Origin of the sequence: Streptomyces sp. NPDC052043 (assembly GCF_044548235.1) — a bacterium.
GTDB lineage: Bacteria > Actinomycetota > Actinomycetes > Streptomycetales > Streptomycetaceae > Streptomyces.
Window position 1 is genome coordinate 36,961 of record NZ_JBIUBT010000023.1, and the last position, 23,569, is coordinate 60,529.

The window sequence follows — 23,569 nt, forward strand, 5'->3', positions numbered from 1 at the left end:
GCCATGACACACCTGACGCACTCCGGGGCCGCCGGGCGCCGTCCCCTCGCCCTCGTCTACCGCGGCCCGGCCTCGCTGCCCGGCTGCCCCGAGGCGGTCGCCGGACTGCTCTCCTCGGGGCCGTGGGACCTGGACGTCCGCTTCACCGGCCCCGACGAGGCGCTCGCGCTGTCGGCCGAGACCCTCTCCCAGGCCCTGCTGTACGCCCAGCCCGGCGGCGGCACGCTCGCCTCCGCCTACCGGAGACTGCGGCGGCGGCGCCGGGAGATCCGCGACTTCGTCCGCGACGGCGGGCGCTACCTCGGGTTCTGCCTCGGCGGCTACCTCGCCGGGGCCACACCGGGCTTCGGCCTGCTGCCCGGCGACACCGACCAGTACATCTCCTCCCCGGGGGCCACCGTCCACGACGAGAGCGACACCCTGGTCACGGTGGCCTGGAGAGGCCGGCCCCGGACCGTGTTCTTCCAGGACGGCCCGCTCTTCGTCCTCGACGAGCACGCCGAGGCCACCGTCCTCGCCACCTACGACAACGGCGCCCCCGCCGCCCTCGCGACCCGCTTCGGCCGCGGACGGGTCGCGGTCACCGGTCCCCACCCCGAGGCCACGACCGCCTGGTACACCGACCACGGCCTGCCCGTGCACCACACCCTGGACCTGGCCGTGGACCTGGTGGAATCGGCACTGAAGGACTGAACGACGGAAGGACTGAAGGACGGAAGGGATGCCCCACCCCGTGAGTACGGCCCCTGCCCGTGGGCCGCCCCCACTCCTCGACCGCCTCCCAGGAAGCCGCTCCGGTCCGGAGCTATCGTGGTTCCTGAGAGGCTGCGATGCGGACGCTGATCATTGAGGACGAACAGGCACTCGCCGAGGCGATCGCCGACGGGCTTGCCGCCGAGGGATTCGTCTCGGACGTGGTCCACGACGGCCCGGACGGACTGTGGCGGGCCCTGCACGAGCCGTACGACGTCATCGTGCTCGACATCATGCTGCCCGGCCTGTCCGGGTACGAGGTCCTCAAACGCCTGCGGGCCGCCCAGACCTGGACACCGGTGCTGATACTCAGCGCGAAGGCCGGGGAGTACGACGAGGCCGACGCCCTCGACCTCGGCGCCGACGACTACCTGAGCAAGCCCTTCTCCTACGTCGTGCTCGTCGCCCATCTCCGAGCCCTGCTGCGGCGCGGAGCGCCCGCCCGCCCCGCCGTCCTCACCGCCGGAGACCTCACCCTCGACCCCGCGCGCCGCCGCTGCCGTCGTGGACACCGCGAAATCGACCTGACAGCGCGCGAGTTCACTCTGCTCGAATACCTGCTCAGGCACCCCGACGAGGTGATCAGCAAGACGGACATCCTCACCCACGTGTGGGACGAGCACTTCGACGGCGACACCAACATCGTCGAGGTCTACGTCGGCTACCTCCGCCGCAAGATCGACGCCCCCTTCGGCCGCCGGACCATCGAGACCGTCCGCGGCGCCGGCTACCGGCTGCGCGACGGCGTGGGGTGACGATGACCGCGGGCATCCGGTACTGGTGGGCCCGCCGGTCACTGCGGCTGCGCCTGACCGCGGCCGCCGCCGCGGTCATCGCCATCGGGCTGGCCGGAGCCGCCGTGCTGCTCGTCGTCTGGCTGCACGCCAGCCTGATCGGCGAACTCGACCAGGCCGCCCTGCAACGAGCCCAGGTCGTCGCGGCGGACAGGGACAGCGCGGACGTGCCCGTCGCCGACCACGGGGGAGCCGCCGTCCAGGTGATCGCCGGAAAGGGGAAGGTGCTGGCCAGCTCGGCCAACCTGCGGGGCCGCCCGCCCGCGTTCACCTTCCCGGCGAGCCGGTCCGCCACCCCGCACGCCCGCACCGTCGCCGACATCCCCGTGGGGCCGGGCGGGACCTGGCGAGCCGTCGGCATCCCGGCAGGCACCGCCCGCGACCCGGTGACCGTCTACGTGGCCCTCCCCACGGGGAGCGTCGACCGCGGTCTGGCCCGGCTCACCGTCGGTCTGGCGACCGGGGTGCCGGCGGTTGTCGCCGCCCTCACCGGAGTCGTGTGGCTGTTCACCGGGCGTGCGCTGCGCCCCGTGGAGGGCATGCGCGCCCAGACCGCCGAGATCACCGCGTCCGACCTGAGCCGCCGCCTCGACGTATCGCCCGCCGACGACGCGCTCGGCCGGCTGGCCACGACCCTCAACGACCTGCTGGCACGGCTGGACGCGTCGACGCGGCGGCAGCGGCGGTTCGTCGCGGACGCGGCCCACGAACTGCGCACCCCGCTGAGCACCCTGCACACCCGCCTGTCCGTCGCGGCCCAGCACCCCGGCCTGACCGACGGGCGGTCCCTCGCCACCGGGCTCCTCCCGCAGACCGAACGGCTCACCCGGCTCGTCGACGACCTGCTCCACCTCGCCCGGCTCGACGCCCGGCCACGGCCGCGGGCCCGCCCCGTCGACCTCGACGAGATCGTCTTCACCGAGGTGCGCGAAGCCCGCCGGCGCACCCGGCTCGTCATCGACCAGCACGCCGTCGGCGCGGCACGTGTGGCGGGCGACGAGGACGCCCTCGCCCGTGTCGTACGCAACCTGCTCGACAACGCGGTGCGCCATGCCGGCACCCGGATCGACGTCAGCCTCCGCACCCTCGGCGACACCGCGCAACTGATCGTCGCCGACGACGGGCCCGGCATCCCCGAGGCCGATCGTGAACGCGTCTTCGGGCGCTTCACCCGGCTCGACGACGCCCGGGCCCGGGACACCGGCGGCAGCGGTCTCGGCCTCGCCATCGTCCGTGACACCGTCACGGCTCACCACGGCAGCACGCGCATCGAGGACAACCGGCCCGGCGCCCGGCTGGTCGTCCTGCTGCCGACGACGGAACGAGGCCCGTGAAGAGCCGCCCGGGCCCCACCGCCGGGCCGGCGAGATGCCGGACGACAGGCCCGGGGAGCCGGCGCGGGACGACCGGGCGCCCACGTCACGGCGCGGGCGCGGGCCCGGGAGCGGCGTCGGACACCACGCGCACGCCCAGCCCGCGCACGCGGTAGATGCACCTGTCGTCGCCCCACAGCGACGCGTCCGCCGTCGCATAGGGCCCGAGTGCGTCCCTACCGCTCTCCACGATGTCCATGTCCACCCGGATCAGCCGGTGGGCCGGGATGATCGTGTACGCCGACGTGCTGGGGTAGCCGAACCGCCGTCAGACTCCTCCGCCTCACCACGTAGGACACGGTGTAAGCGGCCTGGCCGAGGTTCGCTGCGGTACGGCCGTGCCCGATAGGGGCGCCGGGATCAGCGGCGCACTTCGCCGCGCCCGGCTTGGCGCCGTAACCCGAAAAAGCAGTGGCCGCGCGAGCTCGGGGCTGCATACGTTCTCCTCCATGGTTGACGCAACTTTCGGGCATCCGCGCCTGGCCGCCCTCTACGACCCACTCGATCCGGACCGCAGCGATCTCGACGCGTATCTCGCGATGGCGGAGGAGTTCGGCGCACGGTCCGTGCTGGACATCGGGTCCGGTACGGGCGTGTTCGCGCTGCTGCTCGCCGAGCGCGGGATCACGGTCACCGGGATCGATCCCGCGCGGGCGTCCGTCGACGTCGCGCGTGGCAAGCCGGGCGCGGAGCGGGTGCGCTGGCTCGACGGCGACGCGGGGGACCTGCCGCCCCTGCAGATCGACCTGGTGACGATGACCGGGAACGTCGCCCAGGCGATCGCCGATCCGCAGGCGTGGCGTACGACGCTGCGTGGCGCGTACGAGGCGCTGCGGCCCGGCGGGCGGCTTGTCTTCGAGTCGCGCGATCCGGCGCAGCGTGTGTGGGAGGAGTGGGCGGAGTGGACGCGCGAGACCACGTACCGCATGACGGACATCCCGGGCGTCGGTCACGTCGAGACCTGGGCCGAGCTGACGGACGTGAGCCTGCCGCTGGTGAGCTTCCGCGGTACGCACGTGTTCGCTGCGGACGGGGACGTACTGATCTCGGAATCGACACTCCGCTTCCGCGAACGTACGGAGATCGAGCGGGACTTGCACGAGCACGGCTTCGTCGTCGAGGACGTACGCGACGCACCCGACCGGCCGGGCAGCGAGTTCGTGTTCGTGGCGCGGCGCGGTACCGCGGAGCCCGTCCCTCCCGGAACGCCCTGGGAAGCGTGCGCACCGCACAACGTCGGGCGGACGGGACTTTGACCCAGCCACGTGGCCGAGGCATCCGTCTATGCTCGGCTCGTGCAGCCGCTTTCCGACAGCAGCAATCCGTTGATCACGGCGTTCCCCGCCGAGCTTGCAAGGGATGTCGAGGCAGTCCTGGCGGTGATGCCTGATTCTCGGCTCCAGCCGCACGCCTCGTTCTCGGTCGCTGTGGAGGGCCGGCAGGTTCTGATCCCCGGGCGCCTCTACAACGACGAGCCGCCGACCGACACGGTGGCGTCGCTTTCGTCACGCCAACAACAGCTTCTGCACTGCCTGTACTCAAGGCACTGCGACGGGGTGGTCAGACAGCGTCACCTGGAGAAGGTCGTTGGTTCCACGGACCCATGGGTTGTCCCCTACGTCGTGCAACTGGTTGGCGAGTACGTCTTGGAGATCCTGGTCGTCATCTGCGATGAGCTCCGTGATCTCGACACGCCCGGCACCTGCGGCCACCTCGCTTACGGGCAGTTCATTGTGAACAACCCGGCCTTCTTCGCACGCACCCAACGACGGGTCGTGAGCTACTGGAACTGCTACTACCGGGGCGCCTACGCGAGTTTCCGGGGCTATCCGGGGTGCACTCTTCTTGACCTCCTACGGTCCGCTGCCTCCGACAGAGCAGGGCATCCCTGGCCCACCCTCGCCCCAGCCGGCGCCAGGGTGGACGGCTACTGCTAGGGACTGTCTCCTTGAAAGGCTATGGGCGCCATTCCTGCTGGTAGGCGGGGTGTTCGGCGTATGACTGGCCAAGGACTCGCAGCGCGTATGCCAGGCCGGCCGAGCGGGAGTCCCAGGGGTCCATGGCTTTGTAGTCGTTCGCCAGTTGCTCGAAGGTCCGCGCCCCCGAAGTAGACCTTGGCCACGACGGTTACCGCCTCCGCGACCACCTGGGGCTCCGGCATCCCCAGGGCCTCGGCGAGAGCATGGACCACCCGTGACCGGACCTCCCCCTCGGTGCCGGCTGTCACGGCCCTCCGCAGAGCGGCGGGCTCCAGCCGGGCGAGTTCGGCCTCCACGAGGGCTCTGCGCCGCCGATGCGGCTCACCAGAACTGAATCGGGCCACGGTGGTCCGCAGCCACGCGACGCTCTCCCCAGCGGGGCCACCGTCCGCGGCCGGCAGTTCCGGAACCAGCGCCGGGTCCGCGAGCGCCGCCCACACGTCCGTATAGCGATTGAATGTGTGCATCGTGTGCGTCATGGCCCTGACGCTAGGTGCGGAACAGTTCGGCCCTGCCCGAACCATCCCTGCGGCATCATGACGGCATGCCTTCGCTCGCCGAGACCGCCGGCCTGTTCGCCGACCGCACCAGGGCGGTCTTCTGTCAGGCCCTGCTTGACGGACGTGCCTGGACGGCGGGCGAGCTCGCCCGGCATGCGGGAGTGCGGCCCTCTACCGCCAGCGAGCAGCTCTCCCGCCTCGTCGAGGGTGGAGTGCTGACTGAGGAACGCCAAGGCCGGCACCGCTATGTTCGGCTGGCAGGCACGGAGGCAGCCGCCCTCGTCGAAGCCCTGGCCCCGTTCGCCTCGGACACCCCCCGTCCGCAGAATCTGCGCGAGTCTGTGCGGCTCAGCGCCGAAGCCCACGCCCGAACCTGCTACGACCATCTGGCGGGGCAGTTGGGTGTGGCCCTGGCCGACGCCATGATCTCGCGAGGACTGGTCGCTACCGACTCTGGGCTCGCGGTCACGGCGGCAGGCCGGGCATGGCTGGCCGACGCCCTGGGATACGAGCAGCCACCAGGTGCCCGGCGCCCCTTGGTGCGGACCTGTCTGGACTGGACGGAGCGTCGACCGCATCTCGCCGGCGCGCTGGGCGCGGCCCTGTGCTCCACAGCGTTGCATCGGCAGTGGCTACGGCCAGTCGGCACCGGACGCGCGGTAAAGGTGACGCCGCAGGGCGCCGAGGCGTTCCGAAACCTGCTGGGCATGACGGTCTAGCCACGGCAACGGGGTGCCGGTCCTGGCCGAGCAAGGGCTATGCCTGCAGGTAGAGATCTTGACAATTACTCGGGGATCGCGGCCGTGGAGTCCCGGCCACATACCGGTTGCCTGTTCTTTTGCGGCCGTGGTTTTCTGAACTCCCTTCGTATCTACGCACCATGCCCTTTGGGAGCCCCTGAACGCACCCTATGATCGCTGCCGGGCTGGCCTTTGCTGGCGTGGCGATGCTCATCAACATGGCACCCGGTCCCGACTCGCTGCTCGTTGTCCGAATGTCCGTGGCTCAGGGCAGGCAGGGCGGACTGGCCGCCGCCCTGGGTATTCTCGCCGGCTGCATGGGCTGGGGCATCGCGACAGCCGCGGGCCTGACGGCCCTGCTGACCGCGTCCCACCTGGCGTACGACACACTCCGCGTGTGCGGCGCCGCCTACCTCGTCCTCCTGGGAGCCACGGCACTCTGGCATTCCAGAAAGCCCGCCGACCCTGAACCGGCAGGGCGGACCACTGTCCCGGCCGGCCGCTTCGCGGCATTCCGCGTTGGCCTGGGAACAAATCTCCTCAACCCCAAGGCGGGAGTGTTCTACATGAGCCTGATCCCGCAGTTCGTCCCGCGAGACGCACAGATGTTCAGCGCGACGATGCTCTTCACCGCCATCGACGTGATCGAGCTGGCTGCCTGGTACTGGCTTCTTACCCGTGCCGCCGCGGCGCTGAGCGAGCGCATCCATCGTCCCGCGTTCCGCCGCTGCCTCGAACAGATCACCGGCGTGGCCTTCCTCGGTTTCGCCGCCAACCTCCTCACCGACCGCTCGTAGACCCCCAGCCGTATCCGCGCCTGCAGGATCGCCAGTCGGCGGCACTGACCGAAGCAGATCTCTTTCAAGGAGACAGTCCCCAGGACTCGGCCGCGCACCGTTGCCGGGGCTATGGGCGCCATTCCTGCTGGTAGGCGGGGTGTTCGACGTATGACTGGCCCCGGTCAAGCGGCATCGATGAGGGGACGTCCGCCCCAACGGATGCCCTTCTCGCTGCGGATGCGAGCGCGCCTCTCATGAGCGAAGCCGGCTCGGTTCAGCTCTCTGGAAGCGTGGCTACTCCGGCGAGGTCGAGGAGTTGGTGCATCGTGGCGTGTGGCAGGGCTGGATTGGCCGCGGCGTGGCGGGCGGAGCCGACCATGCCGAGGCGCTGGTGCAGCTCGCGGCTGGGCAGGCGGGGGTCCCGCAGTGCCCAGCAGCCGACGTCTGGATCGTCCACGAGTCGCAGGACGAGTTCGGGGCCGGCTTCGGGGTCGTCCAGCGCGGCGTGACGCAGCCGCGGGTTGGCGTGGTCGGCGAAGCGGGCGAGGCCGGGTCTGACGAAGTTCGGGTGGGAGCGCAGGAACTCCCGCTTGAGGCCGTGCCAGTGGGCGTACATCTCCAGCACCAGGTCGTGCGGGGCCTGCCGGCACGACTCGCACAGGGTGAGTTTGACGAAGAAGTCCTCGTCCTGGGCCAGGCGGTCCACCACGTCGGCGGGCAGATGGTGCTGCCTGGCGATGCTGCGCCGCAGGAGGACATGCCCGGAGGCGGCGGCACGGCGGGCGACGTCCGGTTCATGGCCGCGTTCCACGATCCAGCTCGGCAGCGAGTGGTAGCCGTCCGGCACGACGTAGGCGATGGCGGCGCGTTGCTGTTCGGTGAGGTCCTCGCGCATCGAGAGGGCGAGCCGGACGGCGTCGTCGGGGTCCTCGGCAAGCTCCAGGGCCAGGGCGGTCGGAACCTCAGGGTCCTGGGCTGCCTTCATCCGTACGGCGGGGTCGGGATCCTGGACACGTACGGCCGGGGCGGGCAGGGGTTCCGGCTCGCTCGGGAACAACGCGGCGATGGCGTCCTGGACTTGGGGCGCGGGGTCGGCGAGCAGGCTCTCGCGTACGGTGGCCGCCAGCCGTGGCCACAACTCCGCGGTGAGAGCCCCAGCCCGCACTGCGGCGTCCTCGTCCTGGGCGAGCCGCTCCCGCACCGGCATGGGCAGGTTCCACAGCGTGGCCATCCGCCGGACCCTTGCCTCACTGTCGCCCGCCAGGATGTCCGGCACTCCCTCGGGTATGCGCCGACCGAAGTCGCCCAAGGACGCCGCGTAGACGAAGCGGACCCGGGGAGCGGGGTCACGGGCAAGGCGCGCCAGTACGTCGACGTCGGCGTTCGGGTTCTCCGCGGCCTGAAGCCGGTGGTCGATCTGGGGTGAGGCCACGAGCACGGCCGTGCGCTCCGCGTCCAGAGAACACCAGGTCAGCCAGTGGGAGGGGCAAGGCAGTTCTTCAACGGTGAGCAACCGCGCCAGCACCGAAGGGGGTAGAGCGTGATTCGATGCCAGCCCAGCGAGCCACTCCTTTGCCAACTGGTCATTCCCACTCAGTCGATCCAAGCTCTCGCGTACGTCATCCATGCACCGATCTTCCTGGAGCCCTGGCAGTCGTGGCCACCGCCCACACCGTCTGCCGCCGGGCCCTCCGCACACCGGGCGGCCCGCCCCTGACGTGACCGGGACGAGGCGCATCACCTACGCGACGTCGGGTCGTGTCATCAGCGGTGACCGCACATGCAACGCCAGACTGGGGCTGGTGAGGGGCACGATGTTCCACGTTGCCGTCGCTGTTCCGGCCTCGGCGTCTATCGACAGCCGAACCCGGTGCGGTGTGGTGATGACGTACAGCTCGGCGACGAACGTGTTGCCCTGCCAGGCGCCGGCCGCGACGACAGGGCGGCCGAGCGGTGAACTTTCCCGCCATTCGCCGTGGCCGACCTCGACGTTGAGCAACGGCCCCAGACGAAGGAGCCATCCATCGTCCAGGGGATCGACGCTCACCGTGGTTCCGTCGGGCAGAGCCGAACCCTCGGCGGAGGCGTCGAGTCTCGCCTTGACGGAACGCCCCGGGGCGGCCGAACCCAGCACCGGTGCCAATGACAGCCGCCGCAGGCGATCGGCGAGCATCTCGTCGTCCCGGATGCTTCCCGCGTCCTCCATGTCGGGTAACAGGCACTCCCACAAGGGGTCGAGCACTGCCTCTTCCTGCGTTACGGCGCCGGTCACGGCGACCACGAGGTCGTGCGACGGGACGACCACGCACAGCTGGCCGAAGGCGCCGGCGCCGCGGTAACCGTGACGCGACATCCAGAACTGGTAGCCGTACCCGCACAACGCGTCGGGATTCTCCGACCAGTCCTCGATCTGCAAGGTGTCGATGTGCCGTCTGGTCGCGAGCTCCACCCATTCGCGCGGGACGAGCCGCCGGTCACCCCAAAGGCCTTTGCGCAGCAGCAGTTCGCCGAAGGCGGCGACGGCCTCGGTCGTGAGGTGCAGTCCGTGGAATCCGAAGGCGGCACCGCTCGCCACACGGTCCCATTCGGCGTGGTCGACACCCATCGGCTTGAAGAGGCGTTCGTCCAGCAGTTCCGGGAGGCCGCGGCCCGTGACCCGTTCCACCATCCGGGCCAGAATGAAGGTGGTCGGATTGTCGTAGGCGTGCCGTGTTCCCTCGGCCTCAGGGAACGGTACGCGCAGGAAGCCCTTCACCAGGTCGCCCGGTTCCCGTTGCCAGGCCTCGGCGAGGCTGTCCGCTCGGTGGCCGGCCGTCATGGACAGCAGGTGGTGAACGGTGAGGCGGCGTCCCTGCTCCGAGATGTCGTCCGGAACGTGGTCGGGCAACACATCCACCACCCGATCGTCCAGCGAGAGCAGCCCGTCGGCGATCGCGAGCCCCACGGCGACCGAGGTGAACGACTTGGTCAGCGAGTAGAGAAGGTGCGGGCGTTCGGCCGAGTACGGCGCCCACCACCCTTCGGCGACGACGTGACCGTGGCGTACGACCATGATGGAGTGACACTCGACGGATGGTGCTTCGAGCCGGTCCAGCAGCGCGGCGATCGAACGGGACGACATCCCCGACGCGGCCGGTGTCGAGCGCGGCAGGAGAATACGCTGAGAAGCCATCGGGATACCGTATGCGTTAATTCTTGGCGGCACCGGTGGGCAGACGTGTCATGCCCTCTTCATCCTTCGGGGTGGGTCCCTGGGGGAAGCGATCGCACCCGAGGCTCACCAGGTGACAGCCCCGAGGCTACGCCTTCCGGGCCAGCCCGGCAGCGATCAGGTGCTCCCAGACGGTGAGTTCCCGTTCGCCGCCACCACGCCACGGGTCCTCAACCACGTCGGGACGCCACAGGGGCGCAGGAACGATGCCGGGTTCGAGGATCTCCAGGCCGTCCAGCAGGGAGGCGATCTCCTCGTCGGTGCGCCACCGGCCGCGGCCGAAGGTCTGCTGGAGGACTCTCTCGGCCTCCGCCGTCTCCGGGTTGTTGCCGGAACGGAAGTGGCTGACGAAGAAGTAGCTCCCCGAGGGCACCTGGTCGCGCCAGTAGCGGACGATTCCGGCCGGGTCCTCCTCGTCGTTGACGTGGTGGAGGATGGCGCTGAAGACGACGGCGACGGGGCGTTCGAAGTCGATCAGGTCCAGGGTGTCCGGGTGGGTGCGGATGTCCTCGGGGTTCCGCACGTCGAGGGGGACGACCCGGGTCCGTTCGTTCTCCTCCAGCAGTGCCCGGCCGTGGACCAGCACCTGGGGGTCGGTGTCGACGTACACGACCCGGGACTCGGGAGCGTGGCGTTGCGCGACCTGGTGGACGTTGTCGGCGGTCGGAAGACCACTGCCCAGGTCGATGAACTGCCGTACACCGGTGGTCGTCGCTATCTCCTCGACCGCCCGGGTCAGCGCCGCGCGGTTGGCGAAGGCGATGGCCACCGAACCGGGAAGGTCGCGTTTGAACACGTCGCCGATCTCCCGGTCCACGGCGTAGTTGTCCTTGCCGCCGAGCAGGTAGTCGTAGACGCGGGCGATGCTGGGCTTGGTGGAGTCGATGGAGGAGCCTTCAACGGTCATGGCGACCATCCTGCCCGCGTTGGCGCCCGCCGACCATCACTTTCGGTCGGCCCACGGCCGATCGCGCTTGCGACGGCGGGGCGCTCCGCTGAACTTGTCGCGGCAGCACGGCAGCGGCGCGGTGGGGGAGTGACGCCCCTGCGGCTTCGGCCCCGCCTGCCGGCAGGGACGTGGTCAGAGGGGTTGGACCCGGGTGCGCAGGAGGCAGAATTCGTTGCCTTCCGGGTCGGCCAGGACGTGCCAGTCCTCGCCGCCGGTCTGGCCGACGTCGACGGGCCTGGCGCCGAGAGCGAGCAGCCGTTCCAGCTCGGCGTCCTGGTCGCGGTCGGTGGGGTTGACGTCGATGTGCAGCGGGAGCTTCGCGGTCCGCGGATCGCTGCTGGGGCTGAGGACGAGCGTGGGCCGCGGGCCGCCGAAGCCGGTGTCGGGCGGCCCGATCTCGATGCTTCCGTCGTCTTCCCGGTCGAGTTCGACATAGCCGAGGACCTCGCTCCAGAACACGGCGAGGCGTTCGGGGTCGGTGACATCGAGGACCAACTCACTGATGCGGCATGCCATGCCCGTCAGTGTAGGGAGGGGACGACCTGCCATGCGAGCGCGTTCTCATCGCGGCATCGTCGACCACGGGCCGGGAGGGCCAGGTCAGGTCGGGCCAGGTCGGATCGGCTTCGGAGGTTGTGAGGAGCCTCCTCCCCGGCTTATGGTCGTCCTGACGATAAACGGGGGAAGGGGCTTCCTGCATGACCACGACGACGGTGAGCAAGCGCGCCGCGACCGGAGCACTGACCGGACTCGCCCTCGGGGACGCCCTCGGCTTCCCGACCGAGTTCAACGACGTGCCCTCGATCCTCGCCAAGTGCGGTCCATGGCGGGAGATGGAACTCCCGCAGCGCGCGTTCGTCTCCGACGACACGCAGATGACCCTCGCGCTCGGACACGCGCTCAGGACCGCCATGGACCGGGGCATGCTCACCCCGAAACGGCTGGTGCGGCCGCTGCGCGAGGAGTTCGTCGACTGGTACCAGTCGCCGCAGAACAACCGGGCCCCGGGCAGGACCTGCCTGACCGCCTGCTCCCTGCTGAAGGCGGACGGACGGTCCTGGCAGGAGGCCAGCCAGATCGGCTCCAAGGGCTGCGGCGCCAACATGCGTGTGGCCCCCATCGGACTCGCACCCGGGCTCAGCGACGAACAGCGTGCCGGCGCGGCCCAGTTGCAGTCCGCGCTCACCCACGGCCATCCGACGGCGCTGGCGGCCTCGGACCTCACCGCCCGCGCCGTGCGGCTGCTCGCCCAGGGCGCCGACCCCGCCGGGCTCGTCGCCCGACTGCGCACATACGCCCACGACAACCGCACCCGCTACCACCACACCTGGCTCGGCGACCTGTGGACCCGCTCCCAGGACCCCACCCCCGAGCACTTCATCGCGCGCGGCTGGGACGAGTGCCTGGAGATCCTCGACCGGCTCCAGGAGGCCGTGCGCACCGTCTCACCGGAGGCCGACCCGTGCCTGGCCACCGGTGCGGGCTGGGTCGCCGAAGAGGCCTTCGCCACCGGCCTTCTGTGCTTCCTGCTCTTCCCCGACGAGCCGGTCACCGCCCTGCGCCGAGCCGCCTGCTCCTCCGGCGACTCGGACTCGATCGCCTGCCTCACCGGCGCTTTTGCGGGCGCCTGGCTGGGCGCGGAGGCCTGGCCCGCCCAGTGGGTCGACCGGATCGAGTACCGGGCCGAGCTGCTGGCGCTGGGAGCACTCTGGGACGCACAGGGGAGCACGATCATCCGCGGCAACCATCCATGACGAGGCGGGACTTCGTTATGTACGTGTGAGATGCCTCCCGGCCGAGGGATGGCACACTCCTGCCTGCGATGAAGGGATACTCCATGAAGAAGCGCCTCAGACCCCTGCTGCTGGCTGCCGCGAGCCTGACCGTGGCCGTCGCCGCGAGCGCGTGCGGCCCGGCCGATGAGGGGGCCGCGTCGGTGAAGCCCGCGGCCGCCGGAACAGAGCCGCCGGCCGGGGCCTCCACGACCCCGAAGACATCAGCGAGTTCACCGGCGAGCCCCTCGGCAAGCCCCTCGCGGAGCGCATCGCCGAGCCCCGCCCCCGCGCGCACCACGTCCAGCCCCACACCGGAACCAGCACCCGTCAAGAGCACGGCCACGCCCCGCACGCGCGCCGTCTGGCCCCGTGGCGCCTTCGCCCGGCTGACGTTCGAGATACCCCCGGGCTGGACGCTGACGCAGTACGGCAACGATGCCTGCGTGCAGCCCGTACACCGGGCCGGGCTGCCCACGGTGCTCGGCTGCGCCGGAATCGCCATCAAGTCCGGCGCCATCGCCGGCAACGAACTGCGACCCTACGCGGCCCGTCAGCCCGGCGGCTGGTACGCGGCCACCGACGTCCAGCCCTGCCCGGTCCGGCCGACCCTCGCGGACGGGTCCTTCAACGGCATCACCAGCGGCACGTCGTCGCTGTCGGTTGAATCGGGCCTGCGTCCGGTGGGCGACCGCACGGCGGCCTACGACCGCTGGACGGCCGCCTGCACGAGCGGCTACAGCTTCTCACCCCAGGCGTGGTACCTGCCCGTCTCCCGGGTGCTGTTTCTGGACTACACGGGGCACGCTGAGACAACCCGGGTGCTGGAGTCGGTGCGCTTCCCCGGCTGATCGTCACAGGCGAGCCGGCGGCGACCTCGGCGACGCCTCGGAAACCTGTGGCGCGTTCTTGCACCCGAATGCTCAGCCGTTCTCACTCCGTCGGCCCCTGCCGTCGGGCCGCGTGACGCGGATGGCGCAAAGCTCGAGAGGTGGGGGTCCATGGGAAGGAAGGCCTGCATGACGGCATCCCTGGTACTCGGCTTCATACGCCGTACGAGTCGGAAACCCTTCATGGTCGCCGGATGCGCGGTGGCTCTGTGCACGTCCGCGGCAACCCCGGTCGCCGCCGCCGGTGACACGAGCGGCGGCAAACCCACCGTGGTCCTGGTGCACGGAGCGTTCGCGGACGCCTCCAGCTGGAACGGTGTCGTCGCGCGACTCCAACGCCGCGGCTACAGAGTCGTGGCGCCCGCCAACCCGCTGCGGAGTCTGTCCAGCGACTCCGACTACATCGCCTCGGTGCTGGACAGCATCAAGGGCCCGATCGTCCTGGTGGGCCACTCGTACGGTGGCGCCGTCATCAGCTCGGCGGCAGCCGGCAACCCACGGGTCAAGTCCCTGGTGTACGTGGCGGCCCAGATGCCCGACAAGGGAGAGAGCCCGGCAGCCCTGGCCGCCCGATTCCCCTCTGCCCTCGCGAACGCCACCACGTCGGTCCCCTACCGTGCCGGCGGCATCAGCGGAACGGACATGTACATTCGGCCGGACAAGCTCCACGAGGTCTTCGCCGCCGACCTGCCGCAGAGCATGACGAATCTGATGGCAGCGACCCAACGGCCCGTCGCGGTGGCCGCGTTCTCCGAGAAGGCCAAGGCGGCAGCATGGCGGTCCATTCCGTCTTGGGCCCTCGTCGCCAAGCAGGACAAGAGCATCAACCCGGATCAGGAACGCTTCGAGGCGAGGCGCGCCGGTTCTCACACCGTGGAGATCGACTCCTCCCACGTGGCCATGATCTCCCATCCCGACGCGGTCACCGACCTCGTCCTCCAAGCCGCCACCGCCGCTGGCTCCGCCCACACATCGCGGGTGGCCGCCACCGCGGGCGGCGGCTGAGAACCAGAAGACGCCCGCTCACACCGTTCTGGGAGAATCCATGGCACCGAAGCCCCCTGTTCCTCCGTTCACCCGGGAGAGCGCGATCGAGAAGGTCCGTCTCGCCGAGGACGCCTGGAACACCCGGGACCCTGAGCGTGTGGCCCTCGCCTATACCGTCGGCAGTCGCTGGCGCAACCGTGCTGAATTCCTCAACGGACGCGAGGAGATCGTCGCCTTTCTCACCAGGAAGTGGTCCAGGGAGCTGGACTACCGGCTCATCAAGGAGCTGTGGGCCTTCGACGGGAACCGCATCGCCGTACGCTTCGCCTACGAGTGCCACGACGACTCGGGCAACTGGTTCCGCTCCTACGGGAACGAGAACTGGGAGTTCGACGAGGAGGGCCTGATGCGGGTTCGCCTGGCCTGTATCAACGACCTCCCGATCAAGGAAGAGGAACGTCAGTATCACTGGCCCCTCGGCCGTCGTCCCGACGACCACCCGGGGCTCAGTGACCTGGGGTTCTAGCACGTCAGCCACGGCAGCCACCGCCCGCGCCCCAGAGGCGCGGGCGACCACCTTCCCGTACCGCGTACGGCGCCGGAGCACCGCCTGCTGCCGGGACCGGTCAGAGTGCTCCGGTGAGGTCTCTGTCGAGTGCGTGGCGGTGTGGCGGGTTGATGTTGTCGCTGGTGGTGGTCCAGCTGTGGGTGAAGGCGACGGGGATGTCGAGGGCGAGGAAGTTCTTCCCGTCTTCTGTGCGGGCGCGTAGGTGGAGTCGGTGTCTGGCCACCGGTACCGTCCTGGGGATCTGCAGGTCCCAGGTCTGTTTCCACGGGCCGGCGGGTGGGTGGGTGTCGCCGGAGAGGTGTGTGCCCATGCGTGCGAGCAGGTCGGGCAGCTTGTAGCTCTTGTCCAGTATTTTCATGGGGCCGATCTTCATGATGACCCTGCAGGTGACCTGGGTCAGGTCGACGGTCTCTTTGAGGTAGCTGTCCATTTCCCAGCGGACCGGGTGTCCGAGGCGCGGTAGCGCGGGGGTGCAGGTGATGTCGAGGATGTCCATGACGTAGTTGTCGTCGCTCGCGTCCTCCACCAGGCGATTGTTCATATCAGTCGTCCCGTGCTGTCTTGGGGTCCCTTTGGGGTGAACCGGTGAAGCAGGAGGGCGTCAGCGTGGGCAGTCCCGTGGCGCCTTCCGGCCGTTCTAGGATGGTGTACGAGGCACGTGCACCGTCGGTACCCGTCAGGTGCGAGTGCCGGGTGCCCGGGTGCCTGAGTGCTCGGGGGTTCGAGACCAGAACCCCGGCCCGATTACGGCGGGCCGGGGTTCTATATGGGTCGCATGGCGCGTCTGGGTTTAGAAGTCGTCGTCGTAGTCGCCGCCGCCGCCGTGGTGGCGCTTGACCACCCGGAAGCTACCGACCACTCCGTGCTTGACGTGGACGCCGCCCCTGACGTGCTCGACCCTGACGTTGGTGGCGTCGCTCCAGGGGCCGACGGTGGCGACGGGGGCGCCGTTGTCGCAGGTCGCGCCGCGGAAGAACTCGACCCTGTGCTTGCTGTCGTTGCGGATGTTGAAGCTCGTGGAGCCCAGGCCACTCACGACGGTGATGCACCCGTCGGGGTGGGCGCGGTACTCGCGCTCGTTGATGTAGATCCGGCCGATCTCGTGGCGGCGCTTGCCCTGCTTGCCGTACTCGCCTTCGCCGCCGCGGCCACCGCCACCGCCGCCGCCCTCGTTGCCCTTGCCCTGTCCGCCCTGTCCGCCCTCGCCGCCCATCGGAGCGTAGGCGGGAGCGGGGGCCTGCTTGACGACGGCCGGGGCCGCCTCGGGCGCGGGTGCGGCGGTGGCGTAGGTGATGCCGGTCACGACGAGCGCGGCGGCTGCGGAGGTGGCCGCGGTGACGACCTTGGAACGGGTCATGATCATGGCGTCTTGCTCCTTCTCAGAGAGGCCGGCTTTGACAGCCGGTATGTGATTGAACGTAATGACCACCCCCAGGGCTGTCATTTCGGGCGTAGGGGAAGGGCCGGGGTCAGGGAGCCGAATGGGGGACCCGAAACACCCTCAGACCCGTTTCCTCATGTGCTGACGGGACGTCAAACTGCCGCAAATGCTGGGAAGATTGATGAGGGATTAGGCCTTAAAGGTGATCTCTGATGCCTGATCACCCGTGCGGCAGCGGGTCGCCTGGAAATGCGGCGCGAAAGACTCATCAGATTCCGGGATGGGCAGGGCTGTGGCTACGGGCCGGATCCCGGCAGTCCTGCCCCGCGAGGACACCGTTGCCTGTGCCGTCCGCCGTCCGGCGTGGACTGGGCACCCGTCCCGCAGGGGGCTGGGGCGGGAGCAGGGGGTGAGAGTCGAAGCGGGGCCCATGACGCCCCCTCACCCGGCCGACGTCGACCTTCGGCAGGGGGCGTGCTCGCGCGAGGCGTGGGCGGGCAGGGCCCGGGTCGATGACGGGGCGCTCGTTCCAGTACCCGCAGCCGCTGCGGGCTCCCCTGGGCGGCCGTCCCCTTTGCCGCTCACCGCACCCTCTACGCCCTCGCCTCTCACCTTCAGCGCCGCATGGACGGCGGCCCATATGCAATAAATTGACGCTGTGTCACTTACGTGACAGCCAGAACCCCGGCCCGATTGCGGCGGGCCGGGGTTCTGGATGGTTCGTGTGCTGCTTCTGATGTGTCTGGATGTGTCTGGGTCTAGAAGTCGTCGTCGTCGTCGAAGCCGAAGTCGAAGTCTTCGTGGTGGCGCTTGACCACCCGGAAGCTACCGACCACTCCGTGCTTGACGTGGACGCCGCCCCTGACGTGCTCGACCCTGACGTTGGTGGCGTCGCTCCAGGGGCCGACGGTGGCGACGGGGGCGCCGTTGTCGCAGGTCGCGCCGCGGAAGAACTCGACCCTGCGCTTGCTGTCGTTGCGGATGTTGAAGCTCTTGGAGCCCAGGCCGCTCACGACGGTGATGCAGCCGTCGGGGTGGGCGGAGTACTCGCGCTCGTTGATGTAGATGCGGCCGATCTCGTGGTGGCGCTTGCCGTGCTTGCCTTCGCCGCCTTCGCCGCCGCGGCCACCGCCACCGCCGCCGCCCTCGTTGCCCTTGCCCTGTCCGCCCTCGCCGCCCATCGGCGCCTGGGCGGGTACCTGCTGGACGACGGCCGGGGCCGTCTCGGGCGCGGCGGCGGCGTAGGTGATGCCGGTCGCGGCCAGTGCGGAAGCGGCGGAGATGGCCGCTGTGACTGCGGTGGAACGGGTCATGATCATGGGCCTTGCTCCTCTCTCTGAGGGGCCGGCTGTGCAGCCGGCATGTGATTGAACGTAATGACCACCCCCAGAGCTGTCATTTCGGGCATATCGGAAGGACGGGTGCGGGGGAGCCGAATGGGGGACGCGGAGGGCCCGCAGGCCCGCCTCCTCAATTGCTGACGGCACGTCAAACTTTTTTGATTTCAGGGCAGATTGATGGGGGATTAGGCCTTCAAGGTGATCTCTGACGCCTGCTCACCCGTGCGGCAGCGGGTTGCCTGGAAGCGCCGGAGTGAAGGGCCCGTCAGATGCCGAGTGCGGCTGGGTCACGGACGGGGTCCCGGCAACCGTGACCCGCCGGGACGCTGAGTCCGTGCCGTCAGCCGGCCGCCGTCCGGCGCGGATCGGGGCCACCGTCGCGGTGGTCAAGCAGGTGAGGGCCCGCAAGCCCGGGCCTGCCCGTGACGACCCCTCACCCTGCGGCCCACGGGCTCGTGCCCAGTCAGGGGCGACGCACCGACGGCCCGGGCGGGGCCGGACCCGCTGTCCGTATCAGCGCCCCGACTCAAGTCCCCTTGCCGGCCTTCGGCTTGCGAGGCCGGGTCGGGCGTACTGGATTCGGTCCGCAGTGAGGGGGCGATGGTGAGGTGCGCCATCCGCGGCCTGTTGGGTCGGGCATCTGCGAAGTGCCCGCTGGCCGGGACTGGTTGAGGGTGCCCGCAGGGTCAACGGAGTCGGCCCGGGTTACTGCTCGCTGATGAGCGTGGGCAGGCTGCGCATGTCGTCGAAGACGGTGGTGCCAGGGCCTTCAAGCCGTTCGGCCGGGGTGAGTCCGCCGGCGTATCCGAAGGCGCGCATGCCGGCTGCGCGGGCGGCCCGGACACCGGGTTGGCTGTCCTCGATCACCACGCAGGCGGCGGGATCGACCCCCATCTGCCGGGCGGCATGCAGGAACAGGTCCGGGGCGGGCTTTCCGCGGGCGACGTCGGTGGCGCTGTAGATGCGGCCCGCGAACCGGTCGTAGAGTCCGGTGCGGCCCAGGGTGTGACGCATCTTGTCGTGAGAGCCGCTGGAGGCCACGCAGGTCGGCAGGGTGATCGCGTCGAGTGCCTCGGGCAGCCCGTCGACAGCGGCGAGGTCGGTGTCCACGGCCTCACGGTGCAGCTGCTCGAACCGTTCCGACCAGATCGCGGCGGTCTCCTGGCCGAGCCGGGCGGCAACCTGCTCGCGGATGGCGGCATGCGAGCGGCCGATGAACCGGTCGACGACCTCGTCCTCGGTGAGTCGCCAGCCCAGCTCCGCGCCGAGGGCGACCTGGACGCGGACGGCGATGCGTTCGCTGTCGACCAGCACGCCGTCGCAGTCGAATATGACGAGTTCAATCGGCTTGATCATTCCGGCAGCATAAGGGCTTGCCGGATCATGCTGCTGTGCAGTTCCCGGGACGATCGCGATGAGCCGACCGGGTTCGCGGCGGACTGCCTGTGACGGTCAGACGTACCCGAAGAAGAGGCTTCCGGGTGAGTTCCGGTCGTTGGAGTAGAAGTACTCGTGTGCGGCCCGGATGAACTCCTGCCGGGAGATGCTGTTGTCGTCGTCGAGGTCGATCTTGTGGAAGATCTCGGTCGCGTCGGGCTGGGAGGTGTCCCAGACCGTTTTCAGGAAGTTCTCGAACTCTTCCTTGCTGACCTCGTTGTCGTCGTCGAGATCCATGCAGTCGAAGATCGCGTGACCGCAGCCGGCGATGATGTTGAGTCGGCTGGTGTCGATGCTCGCACGGCGGTTGGCCTCGACGAACTCGTCCTTGGAGAGTCGCTGCCTGCTTGGTTGCGCGTGCCGGAGCAGTTCCTGCCAGTACATCTGGTAGAAGGCGTGGATTCCCCCGGCTCGAGGATCGTTCCGGCCGAGGTCGAGGGTGCTGAAGTACCGGTCGAGGAGCTGCTGGTAGTCCGACCAGTCCACGTAGCCGTCCTTGTCGGCGTCCCTCACGTCGAACGCACGTTCAAGCTTGAGCTGGACCGATTTTGGTGCCGTAGAGGCCATGGTGTGGTTCTTCCCGGTGGTGAGTTCAAGTGGGATGCCGCGCGAGCCGTATGCCGGTCAGTGCAGACGCTACAACGACTCAACCCCGGAACGTGACATGCCGGTCACTGTGTGTCCCCTCGGGTCCGCTGCGGGGGTGCCCGGGACCGCGGGTGCCTGGATGCCCGGTCGCCGTGCGTCGTCGTCGGAGCCCGGGGCGTCGTCGACGGGAACCAGCCCGAACACGGAGAAGCTGATGGCCCAGTAGGCGATGTAGCCCGCCAGCAGGACCACGCCGTGCCAGCGCCTCAGGTGCCCGGTGAGAAGCGCGTATGCGGCGAACCCGTTGATCACCACGAGGGCCGGCAGGTGCCAGCTGAAGATCTCCGGGGTGATCACGAGCGTGCCGCCGGCCAGGACGATGATGCCCACCTTCGCGGTCACCGAGAACACGACGCTGCCGATGACGTTGCCGACACCGATCGCTGGTGCGCCCCGCCGGGCCGGCTCCGCGGTCAGGAAGATGTCCTCAAGGGAAAGCACCAGCGTTGCGATCGTCGCCCCGAAGACGGTGCCGCTGATTGCGAAGTTCTCCAGGATGCCCTCGGTGCCCTTCGTCATGATCCAGGCGCCCATGACGATACCGATCAACGCGAGGACCGCCAGCAGGAACAGCGTCCACCCCGGCCGGTTGTTCGACTTCGCCGCACCGACCTGGCCGGTCTCGTAGAGGTCGCCGATGCCACGGTCCCGGTCCCCGGTCCCACCGGCCCCGGCCTTGGCGGCGGCGACGCCGACGAGCTCGGGACTGTCCACGGCTTCGAGCACTTCCGCGCTCCGGAACGTCGGCACCGCGCGACGGGACTCGCGGTAGGCGATGTAGGCGACGAACAGCACGAACAGCAGGACGAGAGCGATCGCGAGGACGGTGCCCAACTCGCCGAGCACGGCAGGCCCGATCAGGACCAGGGGAGCGATCGCGAACAACGCGATGTAGTCCTTCGGGATCTCCACCCGGCAGGGCGCGACGAGGGCGGCGATCGCGAGGACCAGGCCCGACAGTGAGATGACGGTTCCGAAGACGACGCCGAGCGCGACGTCGTCGAGGCCTTCGACGTTGAGCACCACACCGAAGGCAAGGTCGTCGAACTCGATCCCGGTGAACACGATGGCCAGTAGGAAGAGCGAGATCGCCAGGCCGCGTGCGGCGCCGACGAGGTAGGTGATCAGCTTCTCGGCGCTGTAGATCAGCAGCGCCACTCCGGCGGTGAAGATGAGGATGGACGTCATCCGATTGCTCCCCCTTGAGCAGAACGGACTGGCCAGGCCCCCCGGGGCCTGGCCAGCGACAGTCAATCGGAAGCTAGCAGGGATCAGGGCGAGCCACAGCGGGGCGCACTGGAGCACACCGGCCCCAGGGAGTGCGCCACCTGTCCCTGCGCCCGCACCGTGTGGCGGGTGTCCTCGGAGATGAGGTCCGCGTCGAGCGCACCTGCGGCCAGGGGACCGGAGCGGTGGCGCGGCGCAGCCGGACACCGGCGTGTTCTTCAGTGCAGGGACAGGAGGATCTTCCCCGCGCGGCCCCGAGCGGCGTCGGCCTCCAGCGCGCGGCGGACATCGGGCAGACCATGGACGGCGGCAACGGCGGTGGCCGCCACCCCGTCGGCCACCAGGCGGAAAGCCCCGTGCATGGCGAGGCCGAGCTGCTCCCTGTCAGCGGCGTGAACCCAGTCGCGAAGCCGGAACAGGATCAGGTTCACATCCGGGCGTCGCGTCCGCAGGTCGGCCGGCAGGGGCTCGCCCGACAGCAGCCCGTAGTGGACGAGTGTGCCCTGCGGAGCGAGAAGAGCAGCCAGCTCGGCGCCCAGGCTTCCGCCCACCGCGTCCAGCACGACATCGTGGCCTCGCGGCCCGGTCCCCTCACGCAGCCGGGTTCGCCACCCCGCGTCAGCGGTACACAGGACGGCCTCCGGCGCCAACTCGGGTACAGCAGAGGCCAGTTGCTCCCGCCCGCGTGGGTGGCGCACCAGTGCCACGACACGGTTGCCCGCCTGGTTCAGCATCCGTACCAGCATGCGGCCGATGGCCGATGCCGCCGCGTCGACCACCACGGTCGTCCCCTCGCCCGGGGGAACATGCGCCTGGACCATCCTGTGGGCGGTGAGCGGATTGATGTAGGCGCAGGCGGCCTGCTCGTCGGTCAGCCAGTCGGGCACGGGCACGCACCAGGCGGCGTCTGTGGTCTTGACCTGCTGCCAGGCTCCCGCGCTGCCGAGTGGCAGCACGCGCCGGCCGGGCGCCAGGCCGACCACTCCGGCTCCCACCTGCTCGACGACTCCGACGCCCTCGAACCCGGGCACCATGGGCAGCGAGGTCCGCGAGGCATAGGCGCCCGCGATCGGCACCAGGTCAGAAGGGTTCACGCTCGCCAGCAGCATGCGTACCCGGACCTGCCCCGCTGTGGCGGCCGGTGGCACGTACTCCTCGGTCTCCACGACTTCCGCGGCACGGCCGAACCGGCGGACGATCGTTCGCAGCACCGTGCTGTCCTCGCGTTCTCGACTACCTAGGGGGCTGGCAGACCGGCACACGCCCGTAGCCTCCGGCAGCGTAACCGACACGTGGGGGCGCCGGCCCGCCACCTCGGCCGCCGTGAGCACGTGAGCGACATCGTTCAAGCCGTCGCAGGCCTGCTCCTCCTGTCAGCAGACGTATCCGCTGGTGATCAGTCCGTTGGTTCCGCCCTGGCAAGTCTTCAGCGGTTTCGGAGAAGGGGGCCGCATACCACCCGTACGCTGGACGGCATGATCGCAACGAAGTGCGAGGCCGCGCGATGACCAAGGCTGCTCTCTTCCGCGCGCTCCATCAGGACCGTGCGCCCGCTGATCCGCTCGTGCTTCCGGGTCCGTGGGACGCGGCGAGCGCTCGCCTCTTCGCGGAGGCCGGTTTCCCGGCGCTGGCCGTGCCCAGTGCCGGCGTCGCCGCTTCACTCGGCTACGCGGACGGGGAGACCCCGGCGCAGGAGATGTTCGCCGCGGTCGCCCGGATCGTACGGGCCGTGGACGTGCCGGTCTCCGCGGACCTGGAGGGCGGCTACGGACTCGCGCCCCGCGAACTCGTCGGCCGTCTCCTGGACACCGGCGCGGTCGGCTGCAACCTCGAGGACTCCGAGGGCGGCGTGCTCAAGGATCCGCGTGCGCATGCGGACTGGCTCGCCGAAGTACGGGACGCGGCCGGCGACGCCGTCTTCCTCAACGCGCGGGTCGACACCTTCGCCCGCGGCGTCTCCGACCCCGCCGAAGCGATCTCACGCGCCTCCCTCTACATCGCCGCGGGCGCCGACTGCGTCTACCCGATCGGCGCCCGGCCCGACGCCCTGCCCCACCTGCGTGCCGCGCTTCCGGGCCCTCTCAACGCCCTCGCCCGCTACGGCGGCACCGGCCCCACCCCCGTCCCCGCCGAACTGGGCGCACTCGGCGCGACCCGAGTGACGTTCGGCCCGTGGCTGCAGCGCGGCGCGATGGAGCTGGTGCGGGGGATGGCGGAGGAACTGGCGCTCTAGGGAGCCGC

The 23,569-nt window shown here is 69.9% G+C and carries 26 protein-coding genes and 1 pseudogene; 12 read left to right on the forward strand and 15 right to left on the reverse strand.

The window, feature by feature from the left end; genetic code table 11:
* Positions 1-3 precede the first annotated feature (3 nt).
* The 3 genes from ACIHCX_RS36635 to ACIHCX_RS36645 all read left to right on the forward strand — a co-directional run bounded on the left by ACIHCX_RS36635 (position 4) and on the right by ACIHCX_RS36645 (position 2,881).
* A complete protein-coding gene (locus ACIHCX_RS36635; RefSeq protein WP_400037447.1) occupies positions 4-693 on the forward strand; it encodes a BPL-N domain-containing protein in 690 nt (229 codons plus the stop codon).
* 137 nt (positions 694-830) lie between these two features.
* The gene (locus ACIHCX_RS36640; RefSeq protein WP_400037450.1) at positions 831-1,508 is read left to right on the forward strand and encodes a response regulator transcription factor; all 678 of its coding nucleotides are present in this window, start codon (positions 831-833) and stop codon (positions 1,506-1,508) included.
* A gap of 2 nt (positions 1,509-1,510) precedes the next feature.
* Positions 1,511-2,881, forward strand: coding sequence for an ATP-binding protein (locus ACIHCX_RS36645; RefSeq protein ID WP_400037452.1), 1,371 nt, complete (start codon positions 1,511-1,513; stop codon positions 2,879-2,881).
* A gap of 85 nt (positions 2,882-2,966) precedes the next feature.
* Here ACIHCX_RS36645 and ACIHCX_RS36650 read toward each other — a convergent pair whose 3' ends face one another.
* A complete protein-coding gene (locus tag ACIHCX_RS36650; protein WP_400037454.1) occupies positions 2,967-3,125 on the reverse strand; it encodes a hypothetical protein in 159 nt (52 codons plus the stop codon).
* 244 nt (positions 3,126-3,369) lie between these two features.
* On the opposite strand from ACIHCX_RS36650, the gene ACIHCX_RS36655 reads away from it, so the two are divergent.
* Both ACIHCX_RS36655 and ACIHCX_RS36660 read left to right on the forward strand, forming a co-directional pair.
* Positions 3,370-4,176, forward strand: a complete 807-nt coding sequence (locus ACIHCX_RS36655; RefSeq protein ID WP_400037457.1) for a class I SAM-dependent methyltransferase — start codon at positions 3,370-3,372, stop codon at positions 4,174-4,176.
* Positions 4,177-4,215: 39 nt separating this feature from the next.
* The gene (locus ACIHCX_RS36660; protein ID WP_400037459.1) at positions 4,216-4,857 is read left to right on the forward strand and encodes a hypothetical protein; all 642 of its coding nucleotides are present in this window, start codon (positions 4,216-4,218) and stop codon (positions 4,855-4,857) included.
* Between the two features lie 19 nt (positions 4,858-4,876).
* Here ACIHCX_RS36660 and ACIHCX_RS36665 read toward each other — a convergent pair whose 3' ends face one another.
* Complete coding sequence (locus ACIHCX_RS36665) at positions 4,877-4,981, reverse strand: DUF6221 family protein (RefSeq protein ID WP_400037461.1); 105 nt, start codon at positions 4,979-4,981, stop codon at positions 4,877-4,879.
* Positions 4,982-5,012: 31 nt separating this feature from the next.
* Positions 5,013-5,378 (reverse strand): annotated as a pseudogene (locus tag ACIHCX_RS36670) (isocitrate lyase/phosphoenolpyruvate mutase family protein); the annotation flags it as partial.
* 65 nt (positions 5,379-5,443) lie between these two features.
* On the opposite strand from ACIHCX_RS36670, the gene ACIHCX_RS36675 reads away from it, so the two are divergent.
* On the forward strand, positions 5,444-6,118 hold the full coding sequence (locus ACIHCX_RS36675; RefSeq protein WP_400037463.1) for a winged helix-turn-helix domain-containing protein: 675 nt from the start codon (positions 5,444-5,446) through the stop codon (positions 6,116-6,118).
* 191 nt (positions 6,119-6,309) lie between these two features.
* Entirely contained in the window at positions 6,310-6,936 is a 627-nt protein-coding gene (locus tag ACIHCX_RS36680) for a LysE family translocator (protein WP_400037465.1), read from the forward strand.
* 256 nt (positions 6,937-7,192) lie between these two features.
* On the opposite strand, the gene ACIHCX_RS36685 is transcribed toward ACIHCX_RS36680, so the two are convergent.
* The 4 genes from ACIHCX_RS36685 to ACIHCX_RS36700 all read right to left on the reverse strand — a co-directional run bounded on the left by ACIHCX_RS36685 (position 7,193) and on the right by ACIHCX_RS36700 (position 11,594).
* Positions 7,193-8,350 (reverse strand): hypothetical protein, encoded by a 1,158-nt coding sequence (locus tag ACIHCX_RS36685; RefSeq protein ID WP_400037467.1) that lies wholly within the window; start codon positions 8,348-8,350, stop codon positions 7,193-7,195.
* Between the two features lie 309 nt (positions 8,351-8,659).
* A complete protein-coding gene (locus tag ACIHCX_RS36690) occupies positions 8,660-10,090 on the reverse strand; it encodes a serine hydrolase domain-containing protein (protein ID WP_400037469.1) in 1,431 nt (476 codons plus the stop codon).
* Positions 10,091-10,217: 127 nt separating this feature from the next.
* Positions 10,218-11,045 carry an SAM-dependent methyltransferase gene (locus ACIHCX_RS36695; protein ID WP_400037471.1) on the reverse strand — a complete coding sequence of 276 codons (828 nt, stop codon included), beginning with the start codon at positions 11,043-11,045 and terminating at the stop codon, positions 10,218-10,220.
* A 165-nt stretch (positions 11,046-11,210) separates the two neighbouring features.
* Complete coding sequence (locus ACIHCX_RS36700) at positions 11,211-11,594, reverse strand: VOC family protein (RefSeq protein WP_400037473.1); 384 nt, start codon at positions 11,592-11,594, stop codon at positions 11,211-11,213.
* A gap of 182 nt (positions 11,595-11,776) precedes the next feature.
* Between ACIHCX_RS36700 and ACIHCX_RS36705 the strand changes: the two genes are divergently transcribed.
* Positions 11,777-12,832 (forward strand): ADP-ribosylglycohydrolase family protein, encoded by a 1,056-nt coding sequence (locus ACIHCX_RS36705; protein ID WP_400037475.1) that lies wholly within the window; start codon positions 11,777-11,779, stop codon positions 12,830-12,832.
* Here ACIHCX_RS36705 and ACIHCX_RS36710 read toward each other — a convergent pair.
* Positions 12,810-13,196, reverse strand: coding sequence for a hypothetical protein (locus tag ACIHCX_RS36710; RefSeq protein ID WP_400037477.1), 387 nt, complete (start codon positions 13,194-13,196; stop codon positions 12,810-12,812). The genes ACIHCX_RS36705 and ACIHCX_RS36710 overlap by 23 nt on opposite strands.
* A gap of 100 nt (positions 13,197-13,296) precedes the next feature.
* On the opposite strand from ACIHCX_RS36710, the gene ACIHCX_RS36715 reads away from it, so the two are divergent.
* The 3 genes from ACIHCX_RS36715 to ACIHCX_RS36725 all read left to right on the forward strand — a co-directional run bounded on the left by ACIHCX_RS36715 (position 13,297) and on the right by ACIHCX_RS36725 (position 15,253).
* The gene (locus ACIHCX_RS36715; RefSeq protein WP_400037480.1) at positions 13,297-13,701 is read left to right on the forward strand and encodes a hypothetical protein; all 405 of its coding nucleotides are present in this window, start codon (positions 13,297-13,299) and stop codon (positions 13,699-13,701) included.
* 168 nt (positions 13,702-13,869) lie between these two features.
* Positions 13,870-14,745, forward strand: a complete 876-nt coding sequence (locus ACIHCX_RS36720) for an alpha/beta fold hydrolase (protein WP_400037482.1) — start codon at positions 13,870-13,872, stop codon at positions 14,743-14,745.
* A gap of 40 nt (positions 14,746-14,785) precedes the next feature.
* Positions 14,786-15,253 carry a DUF1348 family protein gene (locus ACIHCX_RS36725; protein WP_400037484.1) on the forward strand — a complete coding sequence of 156 codons (468 nt, stop codon included), beginning with the start codon at positions 14,786-14,788 and terminating at the stop codon, positions 15,251-15,253.
* 100 nt (positions 15,254-15,353) lie between these two features.
* Here the strand turns inward: ACIHCX_RS36725 and ACIHCX_RS36730 are convergent, their stop codons facing one another.
* From ACIHCX_RS36730 to ACIHCX_RS36760, 7 genes are all read right to left on the reverse strand, one after another.
* On the reverse strand, positions 15,354-15,836 hold the full coding sequence (locus tag ACIHCX_RS36730; RefSeq protein WP_400037486.1) for a hypothetical protein: 483 nt from the start codon (positions 15,834-15,836) through the stop codon (positions 15,354-15,356).
* A 249-nt stretch (positions 15,837-16,085) separates the two neighbouring features.
* The gene (locus ACIHCX_RS36735; RefSeq protein WP_400037488.1) at positions 16,086-16,658 is read right to left on the reverse strand and encodes a hypothetical protein; all 573 of its coding nucleotides are present in this window, start codon (positions 16,656-16,658) and stop codon (positions 16,086-16,088) included.
* Between the two features lie 776 nt (positions 16,659-17,434).
* Positions 17,435-17,995, reverse strand: a complete 561-nt coding sequence (locus ACIHCX_RS36740; protein WP_400037490.1) for a hypothetical protein — start codon at positions 17,993-17,995, stop codon at positions 17,435-17,437.
* Between the two features lie 726 nt (positions 17,996-18,721).
* Positions 18,722-19,372, reverse strand: coding sequence for an HAD family hydrolase (locus ACIHCX_RS36745; RefSeq protein ID WP_400037492.1), 651 nt, complete (start codon positions 19,370-19,372; stop codon positions 18,722-18,724).
* A gap of 96 nt (positions 19,373-19,468) precedes the next feature.
* A complete protein-coding gene (locus ACIHCX_RS36750; RefSeq protein WP_400037494.1) occupies positions 19,469-20,020 on the reverse strand; it encodes an EF-hand domain-containing protein in 552 nt (183 codons plus the stop codon).
* A gap of 69 nt (positions 20,021-20,089) precedes the next feature.
* A complete protein-coding gene (locus tag ACIHCX_RS36755) occupies positions 20,090-21,289 on the reverse strand; it encodes a sodium:calcium antiporter (RefSeq protein WP_400037496.1) in 1,200 nt (399 codons plus the stop codon).
* Between the two features lie 257 nt (positions 21,290-21,546).
* Positions 21,547-22,539: a zinc-dependent alcohol dehydrogenase family protein gene (locus tag ACIHCX_RS36760; protein WP_400037498.1), complete on the reverse strand. Its 993-nt coding sequence runs from the start codon at positions 22,537-22,539 to the stop codon at positions 21,547-21,549.
* A gap of 293 nt (positions 22,540-22,832) precedes the next feature.
* On the opposite strand from ACIHCX_RS36760, the gene ACIHCX_RS36765 reads away from it, so the two are divergent.
* Complete coding sequence (locus ACIHCX_RS36765) at positions 22,833-23,561, forward strand: isocitrate lyase/phosphoenolpyruvate mutase family protein (protein WP_400037500.1); 729 nt, start codon at positions 22,833-22,835, stop codon at positions 23,559-23,561.
* Positions 23,562-23,569 lie beyond the last annotated feature (8 nt).